Annotated in this window: 18 protein-coding genes and 1 pseudogene; 8 read left to right on the top strand and 11 right to left on the bottom strand. The window is 72.7% G+C overall.

All coding sequences use genetic code 11. The annotated features are described in order from the left end of the window. Positions 1–315: 315 nt before the first annotated feature. Positions 316–1047, bottom strand: a complete 732-nt coding sequence (locus BLT97_RS14025; RefSeq protein WP_093609747.1) for a VIT1/CCC1 transporter family protein — start codon at positions 1045–1047, stop codon at positions 316–318. A gap of 235 nt (positions 1048–1282) precedes the next feature. Here BLT97_RS14025 and BLT97_RS14020 point away from each other — a divergent pair. From BLT97_RS14020 to BLT97_RS13985, 8 genes and pseudogenes are all read left to right on the top strand, one after another. Beyond that, positions 1283–2302, top strand: a pseudogene (locus tag BLT97_RS14020) (ADP-ribosylglycohydrolase family protein); the annotation flags it as partial. After that, on the top strand, positions 2302–3429 hold the full coding sequence (locus tag BLT97_RS14015; protein WP_093609743.1) for an ADP-ribosylglycohydrolase family protein: 1128 nt from the start codon (positions 2302–2304) through the stop codon (positions 3427–3429). The pseudogene BLT97_RS14020 and the gene BLT97_RS14015, both read left to right, overlap by 1 nt. A gap of 28 nt (positions 3430–3457) precedes the next feature. Further along, complete coding sequence (locus BLT97_RS14010; protein ID WP_093609741.1) at positions 3458–4642, top strand: ADP-ribosylglycohydrolase family protein; 1185 nt, start codon at positions 3458–3460, stop codon at positions 4640–4642. Further along, on the top strand, positions 4642–5970 hold the full coding sequence (locus tag BLT97_RS14005) for an ADP-ribosylglycohydrolase family protein (RefSeq protein WP_093609739.1): 1329 nt from the start codon (positions 4642–4644) through the stop codon (positions 5968–5970). Before BLT97_RS14010 ends, BLT97_RS14005 begins: the two co-directional genes overlap by 1 nt. Next, positions 5967–6869 carry a ribokinase gene (rbsK, locus tag BLT97_RS14000; protein WP_093609737.1) on the top strand — a complete coding sequence of 301 codons (903 nt, stop codon included), beginning with the start codon at positions 5967–5969 and terminating at the stop codon, positions 6867–6869. Before BLT97_RS14005 ends, rbsK begins: the two co-directional genes overlap by 4 nt. A gap of 85 nt (positions 6870–6954) precedes the next feature. After that, on the top strand, positions 6955–8196 hold the full coding sequence (locus BLT97_RS13995) for a CaiB/BaiF CoA transferase family protein (RefSeq protein ID WP_093609735.1): 1242 nt from the start codon (positions 6955–6957) through the stop codon (positions 8194–8196). Further along, the gene (locus tag BLT97_RS13990; RefSeq protein WP_093609733.1) at positions 8193–9041 is read left to right on the top strand and encodes an HpcH/HpaI aldolase/citrate lyase family protein; all 849 of its coding nucleotides are present in this window, start codon (positions 8193–8195) and stop codon (positions 9039–9041) included. Before BLT97_RS13995 ends, BLT97_RS13990 begins: the two co-directional genes overlap by 4 nt. A gap of 40 nt (positions 9042–9081) precedes the next feature. After that, positions 9082–9615, top strand: a complete 534-nt coding sequence (locus BLT97_RS13985; RefSeq protein WP_093609731.1) for a GNAT family N-acetyltransferase — start codon at positions 9082–9084, stop codon at positions 9613–9615. Between the two features lie 131 nt (positions 9616–9746). Here the strand turns inward: BLT97_RS13985 and lgt are convergent, their stop codons facing one another. The 10 genes from lgt to BLT97_RS13940 all read right to left on the bottom strand — a co-directional run bounded on the left by lgt (position 9747) and on the right by BLT97_RS13940 (position 18501). After that, positions 9747–10739, bottom strand: a complete 993-nt coding sequence (gene lgt / locus BLT97_RS13980) for a prolipoprotein diacylglyceryl transferase (RefSeq protein ID WP_093609729.1) — start codon at positions 10737–10739, stop codon at positions 9747–9749. Positions 10740–10896: 157 nt separating this feature from the next. Then, entirely contained in the window at positions 10897–11673 is a 777-nt protein-coding gene (locus tag BLT97_RS13975) for a DsbA family protein (protein ID WP_093609727.1), read from the bottom strand. A 79-nt stretch (positions 11674–11752) separates the two neighbouring features. After that, positions 11753–12571, bottom strand: a complete 819-nt coding sequence (trpA, locus tag BLT97_RS13970; RefSeq protein WP_093609725.1) for a tryptophan synthase subunit alpha — start codon at positions 12569–12571, stop codon at positions 11753–11755. Beyond that, on the bottom strand, positions 12568–13827 hold the full coding sequence (gene trpB / locus BLT97_RS13965; protein ID WP_093609723.1) for a tryptophan synthase subunit beta: 1260 nt from the start codon (positions 13825–13827) through the stop codon (positions 12568–12570). Before trpB ends, trpA begins: the two co-directional genes overlap by 4 nt. A gap of 122 nt (positions 13828–13949) precedes the next feature. Beyond that, positions 13950–14105: a tryptophan biosynthesis modulator TrpM gene (gene trpM, locus BLT97_RS39100; RefSeq protein WP_425442705.1), complete on the bottom strand. Its 156-nt coding sequence runs from the start codon at positions 14103–14105 to the stop codon at positions 13950–13952. A gap of 9 nt (positions 14106–14114) precedes the next feature. Further along, the gene (trpC, locus tag BLT97_RS13960; protein ID WP_093609721.1) at positions 14115–14924 is read right to left on the bottom strand and encodes an indole-3-glycerol phosphate synthase TrpC; all 810 of its coding nucleotides are present in this window, start codon (positions 14922–14924) and stop codon (positions 14115–14117) included. A 191-nt stretch (positions 14925–15115) separates the two neighbouring features. Then, positions 15116–15775 carry a DUF2752 domain-containing protein gene (locus BLT97_RS38990; RefSeq protein ID WP_342742731.1) on the bottom strand — a complete coding sequence of 220 codons (660 nt, stop codon included), beginning with the start codon at positions 15773–15775 and terminating at the stop codon, positions 15116–15118. Between the two features lie 166 nt (positions 15776–15941). Beyond that, entirely contained in the window at positions 15942–16160 is a 219-nt protein-coding gene (locus BLT97_RS13950) for an HGxxPAAW family protein (RefSeq protein ID WP_093609719.1), read from the bottom strand. A 183-nt stretch (positions 16161–16343) separates the two neighbouring features. Continuing rightward, positions 16344–16982: a TIGR02234 family membrane protein gene (locus BLT97_RS13945; RefSeq protein WP_093609717.1), complete on the bottom strand. Its 639-nt coding sequence runs from the start codon at positions 16980–16982 to the stop codon at positions 16344–16346. A gap of 7 nt (positions 16983–16989) precedes the next feature. Continuing rightward, positions 16990–18501 carry an anthranilate synthase component I gene (locus tag BLT97_RS13940; protein WP_093609715.1) on the bottom strand — a complete coding sequence of 504 codons (1512 nt, stop codon included), beginning with the start codon at positions 18499–18501 and terminating at the stop codon, positions 16990–16992. Between the last annotated feature and the right edge of the window lie 7 nt (positions 18502–18508).

Here is an 18508-nt window from a genome sequence, read left to right as displayed (position 1 = left end):
AAATTTCGTGCAGGTTACATGATGAGGCGCTTCTCGAAAATCGGAAGGCGCATTCCATCATGCGGACACCGCGGGTGGCGGCTGCCCCCTGGGTAGGGGACGTTCGCGGACCTTCGCGGGCAGATCGGTGACCGAGGGCCCAGGTGCTGGAACAGACTCACGCGGGCTTCATCGCCCAGGGTGCGGGCTTCTTTGCCCAGGGGTGCGCGCGGGCCTCATTGCCCACGGCGCTTACGGCTCATGCCCTGCTGTCATGGGATCGAAACCGCTCGGTAACGACTACTTATGCCAGCTGCCGCATAGACCTGCAAGGCCTTATCCTACGGCGGTTCCGAACAGGGTGCCGAGGACGTACGTCACACCCGCCGCGGCCGCACCGAGCGCCAGCTGCCGCAGCCCGCTGTACCACCAGCTGCGCGCGGTCACCTTGGCGACCACGGCGCCGCAGGCGAAGAGTCCGACGAGCGCGAGCAGCACGGCCGGCCACAGGGCGGTGGCCCCGAGCAGATACGGCAGCACGGGCAGCAGGGCCCCGAGCGCGAAGGCGCCGAAGGACGAGACCGCCGCGACCAGCGGCGAGGGCAGGTCGTCCGGGTCGATGCCCAGCTCCTCGCGCGCGTGGATCTCAAGGGCCTGCTCCGGGTCCTTCGACAGCTGCCGGGCCACCTCGCGCGCGAGGTGCGGCTCGACTCCGCGCGACACGTACAGCTCGGCGAGTTCGCGCTCCTCGCAGTCGGGGTGCTTGCGCAACTCGCGGCGCTCCACGTCCAGTTCCGCCTCGACCAGCTCGCGCTGGGAGGCCACGGAGGTGTACTCGCCGGCGGCCATCGAGAACGCACCGGCCGCCAGGCCCGCGAGCCCGGTGATCACGATGGTCTGCTGCGAGACCGCGCCGCCCGCGACACCGGTCATCAGCGCGAGGTTGGACACCAGTCCGTCCATCGCGCCGAACACCGCCGGTCGCAGCCAGCCGCCGTTCACGTCGCGGTGCGTGTGGTTGTCGCGGTGCGCCTCGTGGAGGGTCGCTTCGGTCTCGATGATCGCCATGTTCCAGGTCCCCCTTTTCCACTGTGCCGTACGGCCCCTTCTCACTGCCGTACGACCTCGAAAGTACGCGCGAAAAATGGCTCCTGCCAGCAAGGAAGGCCATACTTACCTTGTCTAACGATTGGTAAGGCAGGCCTGGCTGACCGCCGTTCGAGCCGGGTTCTCCGGCGGCGCGAAGGGGTGACATAAGCGCCCATATCCGCAGCGCGGGCAGGCGGCGTGGAACGCATGAGCCATGCAGCAGCCGATTGCATACGTTCCGCAGGAACAGGCGGTGCCCGACGGCACCCGCACCCTGCGCACCCGCGCCCGTGGCGCCCTCCTGGGACTCGCCGTCGGCGACGCCCTGGGCGCGCCCGCCGAGAACCTCAAGCCCTCCGAGATCCGCGCCCGCTGGGGCCGGATCGAGGACTTCGTGGTCGACGATCCCGCAGGGACCGACGACACCGAGTACGCGATCTTCTCGGGCCTGCTCCTCGCCCGCTTCGGCTCGGCCCTCACCACGGCCCGCGCCGAGACGGCCTGGCACCAGTGGATCGCCGACCTGGACGAGGGCCCGTTCAAGGGCGCGGGCTTCAGCGAACGCGGCACCTTGGAGAACCTCCGCCGCGGCCTCGCCGCCCCGGTCACCGCCCAGCACCGCCACGCCTGGAGCGACGGGCTCGCGATGCGGGCCGCGCCCTTCGGGGTGTACGCGGCGGGCGCGCCGGCCGAGGCCGCACGCCTCGTCGCGATCGACGGTTCGGTCAGCCACGAGGGCGAGGGCATCTACGGCGGCCAGGCCGTGGCGGCCGGGGTCGCGGCCGCGATGGACGGCGCGGGCCCTGCGGGTGTCATCGGCGCCGCGCTCTCGGTCATCCCCATGGACTCCTGGACGGCCCGCTCGCTGCGCCGCGCGGTCATCGCGGCCCCCTCGGGCGAACGCGCGGTCCGCAACGCGGTCGTCATCGGCGGCTACCCGTGGACCGACCTCGCGCCCGAGGCGGTCGGCCTGGCCTTCGGTGCCTTCGCGGCCGCCCGCGGCGACTTCCGCGAGTCCGTCCTCACGGCGGTGAACATGGGCCGCGACGCCGATACGACGGCGGCGCTCGCGGGCGCTCTGGCGGGGGCGCTCCAGGGCGAGGAGGCCATCCCCGCGTCGTGGGCGCACGCGATCGGGCCGGTACGCGGCAGTTGCCTGCCGTCCATGGCCGGCCACCACATCCTCGACGTCGCGGACCTGCTCACGCCGGACGACGAGGAGGCCCCCGCGCGATGACCGCTGCCGGAACCTCCTCCCGTACCTGCGCCGCTTCCCGTATCGAGGGACTGCTCCTCGGACTCGCCGCCGGAGACGCCGCCGGCTGGCCCGCCGCCCGGCACCGCGCGGCCCGGATGCCGGAGTGGACCAGGCGCCTGACCCGCGAACTCGACACCTTCGCCGAGCAGAACGCCACCACCACGCTCCCCGTCCCGATCGCTCTCAACCAGCCGCCCGAGCCCCTTCAGCTCGGGCCCTCCGACGACGCGGAGTGGGCGGCGTTCACGGCCGTGTCGCTGCTCAAGTCCGCCGCCACGGGAGAGCCCGCGCTGCGCGTCCGCGCCGCCGTGGACCACACCTGGCAGACCCTCGCCGCGCAGATCGCGGAGGCCGAACAGCGCGCCCCCGAGATCGAGTCCGCGGTGGTGCCGCTGCGGGCCCGCATCTCCGTACGCGCCGGTCTCGGCAATCTCGCGGGCGGTCTGCGTCCGCCCGCCACCGGCCACGACAATCCGCACTACTTCGACGACGCGGCCTGCGTACGAGGCTGTGTGCTCGCCCTCGTTCACCCCGGCGACCCCCAACAGGCCGCGGAACTCGCCGAGTTCGACGCCCGCTACACCCAGGACGGCGACGGGGTGCACGGAGCGCGCGCGATGGCCGCGGCGAGCGCGGCACTGCTGGGCGGCTGGGACATCGGGGCCGCCGTGGACGCGGCGCTCGAACAGCTCCCGGACGGCACGGAGATCGGGCGCAACGCGCAGCATGCGGTGAAGCTCGCCCGGGACGCCGACGACGCGTTCTCCCTCATCCCGGTCCTGGAGCACCAGATCGTGGACCACGTCTACAGCTACGGGATCGCGGCCGCCGAGACCGTCCCCGTGGCGCTCGCCCTGACCACCGCGGCCCGCGGTTCGCTCTCCGGCGCCGTACCGGCCGCGGCCTGCCTGTCCCGGGTGGCCGACTCGGCCCCGGCGCTCGCGGGTGCGCTGGCCGGTGCGTACGGGGGCGCGGCGGGCGTGCCGGACTCCTGGCGCGCGGCCTGCCGCACCCTCTCGGGCTGCGCGCTCCCCCGGCTCGCCGGAACCGATCTGGTCGCGCTGGCCGGCCAACTCGCCGAGCTCCTCGCCGCAGACCGGTAACTGACCGCCCCGGGTGGACAATTCACCCATGACAGAGACGAAAGGTGCACGCGAGGCGGGCTTCGGCGCGGGTCTCGATGCGGGTCTCGACGACCGCATCGGCCGCGCCCTGACCGGCGCCGCGGTCGGCGACGCGCTCGGCGGACCGGTCGAGGGGTACAGCCCCGAGCAGATCCTGGAGCGGCACGGCGGCCGGGTCCACGGCATCGTCGGCCCGTGGTTCGAGGACTGGCGCACAGCCCGCCCGATCGCCCCGTACCACAAGGGCGACGGCCACATCACGGACGACACCCTGCTGACGCACGCGCTGATCAGGGTGTACGAGAAGGTGCGCGACCACCTCGACGCGTACGCCGTGGCCGAGCACCTGGTGCCCGACCTCATCGGCACCCCGCGCTGGATCCCGGAGCTGGAGGCCGAGGCGCTGCCCCTCCAGCGCGTGTTCCTCGCCGAGAAGTGGCTGGTGGCCCGGCTCCACTACGGGCATGTGGACCCGCGCGAGGCGGGGTCGGGCAACATCGTCAACTGCGGTGCGGCGATGTACATGGCGCCGGTCGGCCTGGTCAACGCCGGGAATCCGGCGGGCGCTTACGCCGAGGCCCTGGACATCGCGGGCGCCCACCAGTCCTCGTACGGCCGCGAGGCGGCGGGTGTGTTCGCGGCCGGTGTGGCGGCGGCCTGCACCCCGGGAGCGACCCCCGCCTCCGTGGTCGAGACCTGCCTGTCCCTGGCGAAGGACGGCACGCGTGCGGCCATCGAGGCGGTCTGCGAGGCCGCGGCCTCGTACGACTCCTTCGAACCGGCCCTCGCCCCGCTGCGGGCGGCCGTCGAGCCCTTCGACACGGTGGGCCCGGACTACCGCGCCCCGTCGCTCGGCGCCCGCCGCCCCTCCCGGCTGCACTCCATCGAGGAACTCCCCATCGCCCTCGGCATGCTGCTCATCGGCGGCGGCGACTACCGCGCCACGGTCCTGGGTTCGGTCAACTACGGCCGCGACTGCGACTCCATCGCCACGATGAGCGGGGCGATGGCGGGTGCGCTGGGCGCGGAGGTGCCGGCCGAGTGGGCGAAGACGGTGGCGGAGGCCAGCCGTGTCGACTTGTCGGCACCGGCGACGGCGCTCACCGGGGTGGCCCGCGAGATCTTCACCCGCGACCTCGCGCGCCGGCGCGCCCACGAGGCCGCGTTCTCCGTGCTGTCGGACGCGCGGTGATGCTCCGCCTGACGTGGGTGCAGCCGGAGGACCTGATCGGGCACGAGCTGCGCCAGCTGGCGCTGGAGGGATACGACGTCTCCTCGGCGCGGACGCGCTGGCTGGCGGCGGGCGGCCATCCGGCGCCGGAACGGGCGGGCGCCTCGGCGGAGTTGACGGATCCGGCGCTGCGCGGGCTGGCGCTCCGGCTGCTTGACGAGCTGGCCTCCGCACAGCACGGCACTCCCCGCGTACCAGTACGCGATACTGCCGCTCCCGCTCCCCTGCCCGACCCCGCCCACCTGCACCGCCTCCACGCGGCCTGGCTCGGCCGGGCCGTCGGCTGCCTTCTCGGCAAGCCGGTGGAGAAGCTGCCTCTCGAAGGCATCCGCAGACTCGCGCAGGCCGCCGGCAACTGGCCGCTGAACACCTGGTTCACGGAACGCGGCGTCCCCGCGGACGTACTCCGCAGCTACCCCTGGAACCGGCGCAGCGCCCCCACCTCCCTCGCCGAGAACATCGACGGCATGCCCGAGGACGACGACCTCAACTACCCGCTCCTCGGCCTCCTCCTGCTCCAGCGGCACGGCAAGGCGTTCACCACCACCGACGTCGCCAAGCTCTGGCTGGACGAACTGCCCGCGGGCCGCACCTTCACCGCCGAACGCGTCGCCTACCGCAACCTCCTCGACGGCATCGAGCCCCCGCACACCGCCCGCCACCGCAACCCGTTCCGCGAGTGGATCGGCGCCCTGATCCGCGCCGACATCCACGGCTGGACCAACCCCGGGAATCCGCACGCGGCAGCCGCACAAGCACGCCGTGACGCCGAGCTCAGCCACACCGGAAACGGCGTGCACGGCGCCGAGTTCATCGCGGCCGTGATCGCCGAGGCCGCCACGGGGGCCGACGTCCACCGGGCCATCGAGGCCGGCCTCGGCGTCGTACCGCAGGACACACAGCTGCACCACGCGATCACCCACGCCCGCCGACTGGCCGCGGCCACCGCCGACTTCGACACCGTGGTCGACGAGCTGCACCGCACCCACGCCGGCCACCACTGGGTGCACGTCATCCCCAACACCGCCGCGATCACCGCCGCCCTCACCCACGCCGACGGGGACTTCACGCACTCCGTCACGCGCGCGGTGTCGGCCGGCTGGGACACCGACTCCAACGGCGCCACGGCCGGTTCGGTCGCGGGGCTGATCGCCGGACACGCCGACCGGCTGCCCGCGCGCTGGACGGACCCGTTGCGCAACCATCTGTCCACCACCGTCGCCGGCTTCGACGGCATCGGCTTCGACACCCTCGCCCAGCTCACCGACCGGGAGGCCCGACGCCCATGAGACCCACACCGCGTATCGCCGTACTCGGCTCCACGAACATGGACCTCGTCGCCTACGTGGCGAAGGCACCGGACCGCGGGGAGACCGTCACCGGACGGGAGTTCCGCACGATCCCCGGCGGCAAGGGCGCCAACCAGGCCATCGCCGCGGCCCGCGCGGGCGGGGACGTCACGATGATCGGGGCGGTCGGCGCCGACGACTTCGGGGTGCGGCTGCGCGGCGCGCTCGGCGAGTCCGGCGTGGACACCGGCCGTCTGCGCACGGTCGAAGGGGCGAGCGGCACCGCGCACATCGTGGTGGACGACGAGGGCGGCAACGCGATCGTGGTCGTCCCGGGCGCCAACGCGACGGTGACGGGACTCGCCCCCGGCGACGCGGAGGCCATCGAGGCGGCCCGGACCCTGCTGCTCCAGCTGGAGATCCCGCTCGAAGGGGTGCTCGTCGGCGCGCGGACCGCCCGCGAGCGGGGCGTACGGACGGTCCTGACCCCGGCTCCCGCCCAGCCGCTGCCGCCCGAACTGCTCGCCGCCGTCGACCTGTTGGTGCCGAACGAGCACGAGGCCGCCGCCCTCACCGGCCGCACCGACCCGCACGAGGCCGCCGAGGCGCTGCTCGAACAGGTACCGGAGCTGATCATCACGCTCGGCTCGGCGGGCAGCCTGTACGCCGACCGCTCCGGCACCCGGCTCACCGTGCCCGCGCCGCAGGTGAAGGCCGTGGACACCACGGCGGCGGGCGACACCTTCGTGGGCGCGCTCGCCGTGGCACTCGGCGAGGGCCGGGCGGTGCCGGAGGCACTGGCCTGGGCCTCGGCCGCGGCGGCGCTGTCCGTCGGCCGTCCGGGCGCCTCGGCCTCGATGCCGGCTCGCGCGGAGATCGACGCCTTCGTACGCCCTTAAGCGCCGCCTTCGTACGGCCGTAAGCGCCGCCCTCGTACGCCCGTCGGGCCTGGCACGACCCTCAGCACGCACGTCAAAGGACCTCATGGCACCCGCACCCGCACCCGCACCCAGCTCAGCCTCCGTCCCCACCCCCCTCCCCGCTCCCCCGCTCACCGGTCTGCGCGTCCTCGACCTGGCCACCTTGTTCGCCGGGCCGCTCGCCGCCACGATGCTCGGCGACTTCGGTGCCGAAGTGATCAAGGTGGAGCATCCCCGCAAGCCCGATCCCTCGCGCGGCCACGGGCCCTCGAAGGACGGCATCGGCCTGTGGTGGAAGCTGCTCGGCCGGGGCAAGCGCACCATCACGCTCGACCTGTCGACGAAGGGCGGCCGCGAGACGCTCCTGAAGCTGGCCGCGACCGCCGACGTCGTCATCGAGAACTTCCGGCCGGGGACGCTGGAGAAGTGGGGCCTCGGCTATGAGGAGTTGAGCGAGGTGAACCCCCGGCTCGTCCTGACCCGCGTCACGGGCTTCGGGCAGTTCGGGCCGTACGCGCACCGGCCCGGGTTCGGCACACTCGCCGAGGCCATGAGCGGGTTCGCGGCCATCACCGGGGAACCGGACGGCCCGCCGACGCTGCCGCCCTTCGGTCTCGCGGACTCCATCGCGGGTCTCGCCACGGCGTACGCGGTGATGACGGCGCTGGCCGGACGGCAGCACACCGGCCGCGGCCAGGTGGTGGACATGGCGATCATCGAGCCGATCCTCACGGTCCTCGGCCCGCAGCCCCTCTGGTACGACCAGTTGGGCCACGTACAGCCGCGCACCGGCAACCGTTCGACGAACAACGCGCCGCGCAACACCTACCGCACGGCGGACGGGAAGTGGGTGGCGGTGTCCACATCGGCGCAGTCGATCGCGGAGCGCGTGATGCAGCTGGTCGGCCGGCCCGAGCTGAGCCTGGAGCCGTGGTTCGCCACGGGCGCGGGCCGCGCCGCCCACGCCGATGTGCTCGACGAGGCCGTCGGCTCGTGGATCGCCGCGCGCTCCCGCGCCGAGGTCGTCACGGCCTTCGAACGGGCCGAGGCGGCCGTGGCCCCCGTCCAGGACGTACGCGATGTCATGGCCGATCCGCAGTACGCGGCCCTGGACACCGTCACCACCGTCGACGACCCCGACCTCGGCCCGCTCCGTATGCAGAACGTCCTCTTCCGCCTCTCCGACACCCCGGGCGGTATCCGCTGGACGGGCCGCGCACACGGCGCCGACACGGACGAGGTCCTTGCCGAACTGGGCCTGTCCGCGGGCGAGATCGAGGAGCTGCGCACGGAGGGCGCCGTATGACCGCGAACCGGCCTGCCCACTCCACCGGGAAGATCCCGCTCACCTGGCTCTACGTCCCCGGGGACCGGCCCGAACGCGTCGCCAAGGCGCTCTACGCGGGCGCGGACGTGGTGATCGTGGACCTGGAGGACGCGGTGGCGCCCGACCGCAAGGCGTACGCCCGTGCGGCCACCGCCGAACTCCTCACCGAGCGCCAACCGGTCCCGGTCCACGTCCGCATCAACGCCCTGAACGGACCGCTGTCGGCCCTCGACATCGAGGCGCTCGCGGGCCGACCGGGACTCTCGGGCCTGCGCCTGCCGAAGGTGACCTCACCGGCCCAGATCACCGAGGTGGCCGAACGGGCCGACGCTCCCCCGTTGTTCGCGCTCCTGGAATCGGCGGCGGGCGTCGAGCAGGCGTACGCCATCGCGACCGCGCACGCCTGCCTGCGGGGCATCTCGCTGGGCGAGGCGGACCTGCGCGCCGATCTCGGCGTCACGCTGGACTCGGCCCTGGACTGGTCCCGCAGCCGGATCGTCTGCGCGGCCCGCGCCGCCCGCCTCCCCGCGCCGCCCCAGTCCGTCCACCCGGACATCCACGACCTGGACGCCCTCGCGGCCTCCTGCGCCCACGGCCGCTCACTCGGCTTCCTGGGCCGCGCGGCCATCCACCCGCGCCAGCTCCCGGTGATCGAGGCGGCGTACCTGCCGACCCCGGCGGAAGTCACCGCGGCCCGGGAAATCATCGCGGCGGCCCCCACGGACACCGGCGCCCTGGCCCTGCCGGACGGCCGCTTCGTGGACGCGGCAGTGGTATCCGCAGCAGAACGCACCCTGGCATTGTCCCGCCGCACACCCACGTAATTCGCTTCCCCACCGCTCCCCGGATGCCTACGCTGCGGCGATGATCTCCGAGAACCTCCGGGACGCCACGGGCCGCCGCGTCACCCTGCACGAGGTGACCGCGGACACCTGGCGGTCCGTCGCCGACATGGCCCCGCACGTCTCCCAGCGCGCCTTCGCCCCGGCCCTCGCGGCCCGCTACCTCCTGCTCTCCCTCCTCGAGGACACCTGGACCTCCTTGGCGGTCCACGCGGACGACACCGTGGTGGGCCACGTCATGTGGGCCCGCGACCAGGACGGCTCGCACTGGATCGGGGGCCTGCTCATCGACGCCTCGGAACAGGGCAAGGGCCTGGCCCGCACCACGATGCGCACCCTCCTCCCCTGGCTGGCCGCCCAGCCCGGCCACTTCACCACGCGCCTGTCCTACGCCCCGGCGAACACCGCGGCGGCCGCCCTGTACGAGTCCCTGGGCTTCAGGCCGACGGGGACGGTGGAGGAGGGCGAGGTGGTGGCGGCTCTCAGCCCGAATGAGCATCTCAGCCGGGGTGAGCATCTCAGCCCGGATGAACATCTCAGCCCCGCCGGCGCTTGAGGCGATCCGAACGAAGTTCGGATGCGGGGGTCCGGGGGCGGAGCCCTCGGTTTCGGGGAGGGGCGGGGTGGGGGAAAGCAAAGACCGCCGGACCCGCACAGGTCCGACGGCCTCAGCACAACCCAACCGGCTCAGCCCTTGGCCGACCCCGCCTCATCCTTGACGTCGGCGTCCGCGTCGGCATCGGCATCGGCATCCGAAGAGCCCTCGTCCTCGGACCCCGAAGCGCCCTTGGACAACGTGACCTTGTCACCCTCCGAGTCGGACGAGTCCGACGAGCCGTCGGAGCCGGACCCACCCCGCTCCGGCTCCACCACTTCCTCACGCCCCGGCCGCACCCGAGCCGACACCACGATGTACGCCACGGCCAGCACGAACATCACGATCGACGTCCACACGTTGAACCGCAGCCCGAGCACATCGTTCAGCTGGACGTCGTCCACGCGCATGTACTCGATCCAGCCGCGGCCCACGCAGTACCCGGCCACGTACAGCGCGAACGCCCGCCCGTGCCCGAGCTTGAAGCGCCGGTCGGCCCAGATGACGAGCAGGGCGACACCGATGCACCACAGCGACTCGTAGAGGAAGGTCGGGTGGTACGTGCCCGGCACGCGGCCGCCGTCGGAGCGCGTGATCTCGAGGGCCCACGGCAGGTCGGTGGCGCGTCCGTACAGCTCCTGGTTGAACCAGTTGCCCCAGCGGCCGATGGCCTGCGCGAGGGCGATGCCCGGCGCGACCGCGTCGGCCCAGGCGGGCAGCGGGATGCCGCGGCGGCGGCAGCCGATCCAGGCGCCGAGTCCGCCGAGGGCGATGGCGCCCCAGATACCGAGGCCGCCTTCCCAGATCTTGAACGCGTCCACCCAGTTGCGACCCTCACCGAAGTAGAGGTCGTTGTCGGTGATCACGTGGTAGAGGCGGCCGCCGATGAGGCCGAAGGGCACGGCCCACACGGCGATGTCGGCCACCGTGCCGGGCTTGCCGCCGCGGGCGACCCAGCGCTTGCCGCCGATCCATACGGCGACGAAGACACCGATGATGATGGCGAAGGCGTAGCCGCGCAGAGGAAGGCCGAAGAGGTCGATTTCACCCTTCGACGGGCTGGGGATCGATGCAAGGATTTCCATGGCGGGGTCGACGCTACCTTGCCGGGTCCGGTACGCGGCACTCCGGCTGGCCTAACGGCCTGATAACAAGCCCGCCGCCCCGTCCCTGTGAAGACGCGTACGGACGGAAAGGCCCCGCCCGGGACCGGACGGGGCCTTCGCAGGGTCGCCGCGGCGGCTACTCGGCCGCCTCCTCCACCTGCTTCTTCAGCTGCTCGGGCGTCAGCGGGTTCTTCTGGTCCGCGAAGATGTTCTTGCCGTCGAGCAGCACGGTCGGCGTGCCCGTGAACTTGCCGGCGCGGAAAGCGTCGTTCGACTTGTTCACCCAGCTCGCGTGCGTGCCGTCCTCGACGCACTTCTTGAAGTCCGCACTGTCGAGGCCCTCGACCTCCTTCGCGAGCTCGAGCAGCCGGCTGTCCTTGCCGAAGGCGTCGTCCGTCTCCTCCGGCTGGTTCTTGTAGAGGACGTCGTGGTACGCCGTGAACTTCCCGGCGTCCTGGGCGCAGGCCGCGGCATTCCCCGCGTTCACCGACCCGGTCCCGCCCATGTTGCCGTCGATGATCGTCGCCAGCCGGTACTCGACCTTGAGCTGCCCCTTCTCGGCGAGCTCGTTGATCGTCGGGCTGTACTGGGCCTCGAAGGAGGCGCAGGCCGGGCAGCGGAAGTCCTCCCAGACGGTGAGCGTGGACTTGGCGCTGTCCTTGCCGACCGGGATCACCAGCTTGTCCTCGCCGCTCGCCCCTGCGGGCGGGACCACCGGGCCCGAGGTGTCCTTCTTGTCCCCGCCCGCATTGGCCGCGATCACTCCGGCGATGGCGGCCAGACCGAGCACACCTACCACGGCACTGACCACGATCAGGGCACGACGACGCTTGTCACGGGCCTTCTGCTGTTCCCGCTCCTGTGCCAGCCGGTCGCGGGCGGCACGCTTTCCCTCACGGTTCTTCTCGCTCACAATCCGCAAACGAACCGGGGAGGCACGAGCGTGCCTCCCCGGTCCCATGTCCACCCGTATGGATGAGCGGCGTACGCGATCAGCTCCGCTTCGCGCGGACACCTTCCGCCAGCTCACCCGCGAGCCGGCGGACGGCCGCCACGCCCGCCGCCTCGTCCGGGGCGTCAAGCATCGCCTTGACGAACGCCGAGCCGACGATCACCCCGTCCGCGAACTGGGCGACTTCCGCGGCCTGTTCGCGGTTCGAGACGCCGAGACCCACGCAGACGGGCAGGTCGGTGGTGGCCTTGGTGCGCTGCACCAGGTCCTCGGCCGCCTCGCCCACGGACTCGCGCGTGCCGGTGACGCCCATCAGGGAGGCCGCGTAGACGAAGCCGGAGCCCGCCGCGGTGATCTCCTTCAGACGCGCGTCCTTGCTGCTGGGCGCGACCACGAAGACGGTGGCGAGGTCGTGCTTGGCGGCGTGCTCGCGCCACAGCGCGGACTCCTGGACCGGCAGGTCGGGCAGGATGCAGCCCGCGCCGCCCGCCTCGGCGAGCTCGGCGGTGAAGCGCTCGACGCCGTAGCGGTCGATCGGGTTCCAATACGTCATGACGAGGACGGGCTTGCCGGTGGCCTCGTGCGCCTCGCGGACCGTGCGCATCACGTCGGCGATCTTGAGGCCGTTCTTCAGCGCGATGTCGTCGGCGGTCTGGATGACCGGTCCGTCGAGCACCGGGTCGCTGTAGGGCAGTCCTACCTCGACGATGTCCGCGCCGCCCTCGAAGGCGGCCTTGACGGCGTCGATGCCGCCGTCGACGGAGGGGAAGCCGGCGGGCAGGTAGGCGATCAGCGCTGCCCGGCCCTCGGCCTTCGTCCCGGCGAGGGCGGTGTTCAACAGCTCGATGTTCCCGCTCACTTGGACTCCCCCGCGTTCTCAGAAGCGTCGTAGTACCCGAAGTACCGGGCCGCCGTGTCCATGTCCTTGTCGCCGCGTCCGGAGAGGTTGACGACCATCAGGCCGTCCTCACCGAGGTCCCGGCCGATCCGCAGGGCGGCCGCGAGGGCGTGGGCGCTCTCGATGGCCGGGATGATGCCCTCGGTCTGCGAGAGCAGCCGCAGGGCCTGCATCGCCTCGTCGTCGGTGACCGGGAGGTACTCGGCGCGCCCGCTGTCCTTCAGATACGCGTGCTCCGCGCCGATGCCCGGGTAGTCGAGCCCGGCCGAGATCGAGTAGGGCTCGATGATCTGGCCCTCCTCGTCCTGGATCACGTACGAACGCGAACCGTGCAGGATGCCGGGGTCGCCGGCCGTGAGGGTGGCCGCGTGCTCGCCGCTCTCGACACCGTGGCCGCCGGCCTCCGCGCCGATGAGCCGTACGTCGGTGTCGTCGAGGAAGGCGTGGAAGAGACCGATGGCGTTGGAGCCGCCGCCGACGCAGGCGACGGCCGCGTCCGGCAGCCGGCCCGCGCGCTCCTGGATCTGGCGGCGGGCCTCGACGCCGATGATGCGCTGGAAGTCGCGCACCATGGCCGGGAAGGGGTGCGGGCCCGCGGCCGTACCGAAGAGGTAGTGGGTGTCCTCGACGTTGGCGACCCAGGCGCGGAAGGCCTCGTTCACCGCGTCCTTCAGGGTCCGCGAGCCGGACTTCACGGCGATGACCTCGGCGCCGAGCATCCGCATGCGCGCGACGTTGAGCGCCTGGCGCTGCGTGTCGATCTCGCCCATGTAGATGGTGCATTCGAGGCCGAAGAGCGCGCAGGCGGTGGCGGTGGCGACGCCGTGCTGGCCGGCGCCGGTCTCGGCGATCACCTTCGGCTTGCCCATGCGCTTGGTGAGCAGCGCCTGGCCGAGCACGTTGTTGATCTTGTGCGAGCCGGTGTGGTTGAGGTCCTCGCGCTTGAGGAAGACACGGCCGCCGCCCGCGTGCTGCGCGAAGCGCGGCACCTCGGTCAGGGCGCTGGGACGGCCGGTGTAGTTGACCAGGAGTTCGCTGAGCTCGCGGGCGAACTCGGGGTCCTGCTTGGCCTTTTCGAACTCGACGGCCACTTCGTCCACGGCGGCGACCAGCGCCTCGGGGATGAACTTGCCGCCGAACTTACCGAAGTAGCCCTCGGGGGTGGGCACTTGACCCTGGGGTTCGGGTACGAAGAACGCGTTGTTGTCGCTGGGCATGACGAGATGCTCCTACGTCGGGACAGGCGCAGCTGCCCCGGATGTCGGGTTTGCGAGGGTCAGGGTATGACGGGATCGCCCGACGGAGCCGCCCACCGCACGAAGGGGTGGCAGCCGACGGCTTACGGGCGGACGGTCCGCCCGGGCCATCGCATCCCGTTGATCTGACCGGGCTCGTCCCCGATCACGTAGCGCACCCGGCGCCCGTGCACACGCCGCGCGGGCGCCCGGCAGCCGCGAGGGCGGCAACCGGGTGCGAGGCGGCGGGCGATGGGCATGGTGAGCTGTCAGCCCCGTCCGTGGCGCAGGGCGGGGTGGGCGCCGGCGGCGACCAGGTCCACGACGGCGGACCGCGGGTCCTTGCCGGTGACCAGGGACTCGCCGACGAGCACGGCGTCGGCGCCGTCGTTGGCGTACGCGATCAGGTCGTGCGGACCGCGGACGCCGGACTCGGCGATCTTGACGATGTGGTCGGGGATCTCGGGGGCGACCCGCGAGAAGGTGCCGCGGTCGACCTTGAGGGTCTTGAGGTCGCGCGCATTGACGCCGATGATCTTCGCGCCGGCCTCCACCGCACGCTCGACCTCGTCCTCGTCGTGCACCTCGACCAGCGGCGTCAGACCGATGGACTCGGCGCGCTCGATCAGGGAGACCAGGGCCTCCTGGTCGAGGGCCGCGACGATCAGGAGCACCAGGTCGGCACCGTAGGCACGGGCCTCCCAGAGCTGGTACGAGGTGACGATGAAGTCCTTGCGCAGGACCGGGATGTCCACCTTGGCGCGCACGGCCTCCAGGTCCGCGAGCGAGCCGCCGAAGCGGCGCTCCTCGGTGAGCACGGAGATGACGGCGGCGCCGCCCGCCTCGTAGTCGGCGGCGAGCCCGGCCGGGTCGGCGATCGCGGCGAGCGCGCCCTTCGACGGGCTGGAGCGCTTGACCTCGCAGATCACCTTGACGCTGTCGCCGCGCAGGGCCGCGACCCCGTCCTTGGCCTGGGGGGCCTTCGCCGCACGCTCCTTGAGCTCCTCGAGGCTGACGCGCGCCTGCCGTTCGGCGAGGTCCTCGCGGACGCCTTCGATGATCTCGTCGAGCACACTCACGCGAGTGGTCCCCTTCCGTAGCGGCGGTCATGGCAACGGGCGTCGGTCGGTGTCGGCGCCCTCTCGGTCCGGACGGAGTACCGAGGGCCACTGCGATGGTATCCGCAGGAGGGCGAAGGGCCCGCATCCGGTTGACGCCGGTCCCACTTCCTGGACATACCTGGCACGCGGCGGCGCCCGGACCCCGCCGGTCACGGGTGCAGGAAATCCCCGAACGGCAGATTCCGTACGACAGTGAAGACGGCGAGCAGTCCGCCGAAGGCCCACGCGTACGACGAGCGGACCGTGAACCCGGTGGGCCCGCCGCGCCACGCGCGCCGCAGCCACAGGATCCAGACGAACGCGGCGATCACGAAGCCCACGACCGCCATCGCGTTGGCGCCCAGGGCGGCGGGCAGATCGCCGTGCACGAGGGCGTGGACGCAGCGCAGGCCGCCGCAGCCGGGGCAGAACAGGCCGGTGGTGCGCAGCAGCGGGCAGGCCGGGTAGTGGCCTGGCTCGTTGGGGTCGACCGAGCCGACGTACGCGACGGCCGCGGCGGTGGCGGCGAGTGCGGCCACCGGGCCGAGCAGTCGGCGTCCCCGCGCGGCGGTGCGGGGCGCCGCGGGCTGCGGGCTCCACTGCTGCGGGTCCCCTGACGGCTGCTGCGGGTCCCCTGACGGCTGCTGCGGCTCCCCGGTCAGCTGCTGCGGCTCCCCGGTCAGCTGCTGCGGTCCAAAGGACTGCCGCGGGCCGGAGGGCTGCGCGTGCGGCGGGCCGGGCGGCTGCGCGTGCGGCAGGCCGGGCGGGGGCGCGTGCGGCGGGCCGGGCGGGGGCGGGCCCTGCGGCTGCGCGGTGCGTTCTGCGGTCACTCCCGCATTCTGCCCCGGCGCGTGCGGCGGCGCCCGGTGTGCGGGCCGGGTGCGCACGGCGCGGCCGCATGCAGGGGAGCCAGGTGCCGTACTGCGCCACGGCATGCAGATGGGGCGTGACCCGGCGACCGGGTCACGCCCCACCGTGCAGGGGAAAGAGGCCGGCTCAGCTCTCGTTCACGAGGATCTGGCGCTTGGGCTTCTGGCCCATGCCGGCCGCGCGCATGACACCACCGATGACACCGCCCGCGGCGATGACGATCGCACCGGCCCAGAAGCCGATCGGGTTGTCCATCACCATGAAGGCACCGGCGACGCAGAAGCCGATGAACGCGATGATCGAGCCGGCCCAGGCAGCCGGGGTGTGTCCGTGGTCATGGGCCATGACGTTCTCCTTGTTACTTGCCCCTGGGGTGCCCCCTGCTCGACGAGCTCGGGGGTGAGGGTCCGCGGGTTCTCCGAAAGCTTGCGCCCATTGTCGCGCATGGCGGGGCGGGAACTGCGCGCGGGCCCGCGGTTGGTGTGGTGCGGTGCGTCGCCGCCGGTTCCGCCGGTCGGGTCCTCGCCCTCAGCCGGTCGGGTCCTCGCCGCGGTCGAGGGCCTTCCACAGGTCCTCGGGGCGGTCGGGGTCGACCTTCTGCTTGCGGGTACGGGGGCCGGAGCCGCGCTCGTAGCGGCCGCCCATCGCGGGCCAGCGGGAGCCGAAGCGCAGCGCGAGCAGGCCGGCGACCAGGAGCAACGCGCCGCCCGCGCAGGCCACGTACGGCCAGACGCTGTGCGAGACGGCGGAGATCTGCGCGGTGGCGTCGCCGGTCACGGTGGCGGCCTTCTCGTCGAGTGCCGCGGTGTCCGAGGCGCCGAGCAGGCCGGCCGCCACGATGCCCGCGCCGCTCAGGGCGAGCAGGAGCGAGACGAGGACGCGGCCGGAGCGGCGTACGGCGAAGACGGCGACGAGTGCGGCCAGGCCCACTATGGCGAGGGCCGCCGGCACCCCGGTCACGTCGCTGCCGGTGGCGCTCTGGTGCAGCGCGCCGCCGACGGTCTGCGCCTCGCCCTCGGCCCAGGGCTGACGGGACGCGAGCAGCGCGACGGTCGCGCCGAGCGCGCCGAGCAGCAGGGCGGCGGCCAGGCTGCGGCGGCCGCCCGGTGAGGAGGTCTTGGCCGCGTCGGAGTCCGGGGAGGTGCGGGCCTTGGGTACGGCAGTCACCCCTCCACTATCCCTCACCGGCCGCCGTGCGGTTCAGGCGGTTGGCGGTGTGCACCGCGCGCAGCACCGCGGCGGCCTTGTTGCGGCACTCCGTGTCCTCGGCGACGGGGTCCGAGTCGGCGACGACACCGGCCCCGGCCTGCACGTAGGCGACGCCGTCGCGGATGAGGGCCGTACGGATGGCGATGGCGGTGTCGGAGTCGCCGGCGAAGTCGAGATATCCGACACAGCCGCCGTACAGACCCCGGCGGGAGGGCTCCAGCTCGTCGATGATCTGCATCGCGCGCGGCTTGGGGGCGCCCGAGAGGGTGCCGGCGGGGAAGCAGGCGGTGAGCACGTCGAAGGCGCTGCGGCCCTCGGCGACCCGGCCGGTGACGGTGGAGACGATGTGCATCACGTGCGAGTAGCGCTCGATGGACATGAAGTCGACGACCTCGACGGAGCCGGGGGCGCAGACGCGTCCCAGGTCGTTGCGCCCGAGGTCGACCAGCATGAGGTGCTCGGCGCGCTCCTTGGCGTCGGCGAGCAGCTCGTCGGCGAGCGCCTGGTCCTCCTGCGGGGTGGCGCCGCGCGGCCGCGTACCGGCGATGGGGTGCACCATCGCGCGGCCGTCCTCGACCTTGACCAGGGCCTCGGGGGACGAGCCCACGATGTCGAAGTCCTCGAACCGGAAGAGGTACATGTACGGGGACGGGTTGGTGGCCCGCAGCACCCGGTAGACGTCCAACGCGCTTGCCGTGCAGGCGGTTTCGAAGCGCTGCGAGGGCACGACCTGGAAGGCCTCGCCCGCGCGGATGCGCTCCTTGATGTCCTCGACGGCGTCCTGGTACTGCTCGCCGCCCCACAACGGCGCGGAGAACTCCGGGAGTTCGGAGGGCGGCAGCACCGCGGGCGGCTGGGCGAGCGGCCGCGAGAGGTCGGCCTCCATCGCGTCGAGGCGGGCCACGGCGTCCGCGTAGGACTCGTCCACGCCCGTGTCGAGGTCGTTGTGGTTGATGGCGTTGGCGATCAGGACGACACTGCCGTCCCAGTGGTCGAGGACCGCCAGGTCGCTGGCGAGCATCATCGTCAGCTCGGGCAGCTTCAGGTCGTCCCGCTCACCGGGGCCGATCTTCTCCAGGCGGCGCACGATGTCGTAGCCGAGGTAGCCGACCATGCCGCCCGACAGGTGCGGCAGCCCCTCCGCCCCGGCCACGTCGTTCGGGGTGTGCAGGGCCTCGACGGTGGCGCGCAGGGCCTCCAGGGGGTCGCCGTCGACCGGCACGCCGACGGGCGGGGTGCCCAGCCAGTGCGCCCGGCCTTCGCGCTCGGTGAGCGTGGCGGCGCTGCGCACGCCCACGAACGAGTACCGCGACCAGGAGCGGCCGTTCTCGGCGGACTCGAGCAGGAAGGTGCCGGGGCGTTCCGCCGCGAGCTTGCGGTAGAGCCCGACCGGGGTGTCGCCGTCCGCGAGGAGGCGGCGGCTGACCGGGATCACCCGGCGGTCGGTGGCGAGCTTGCGGAACGTCTCGAGGTCCATGGGCGGT

It is taken from the genome of Streptomyces indicus (assembly GCF_900100315.1).
GTDB classification, from domain to species: Bacteria; Actinomycetota; Actinomycetes; order Streptomycetales; family Streptomycetaceae; genus Streptomyces; species Streptomyces indicus.
The sequence above is the reverse complement of the archived record's forward strand: the minus strand, read 5'-3'. Positions and strand labels throughout refer to the sequence as shown.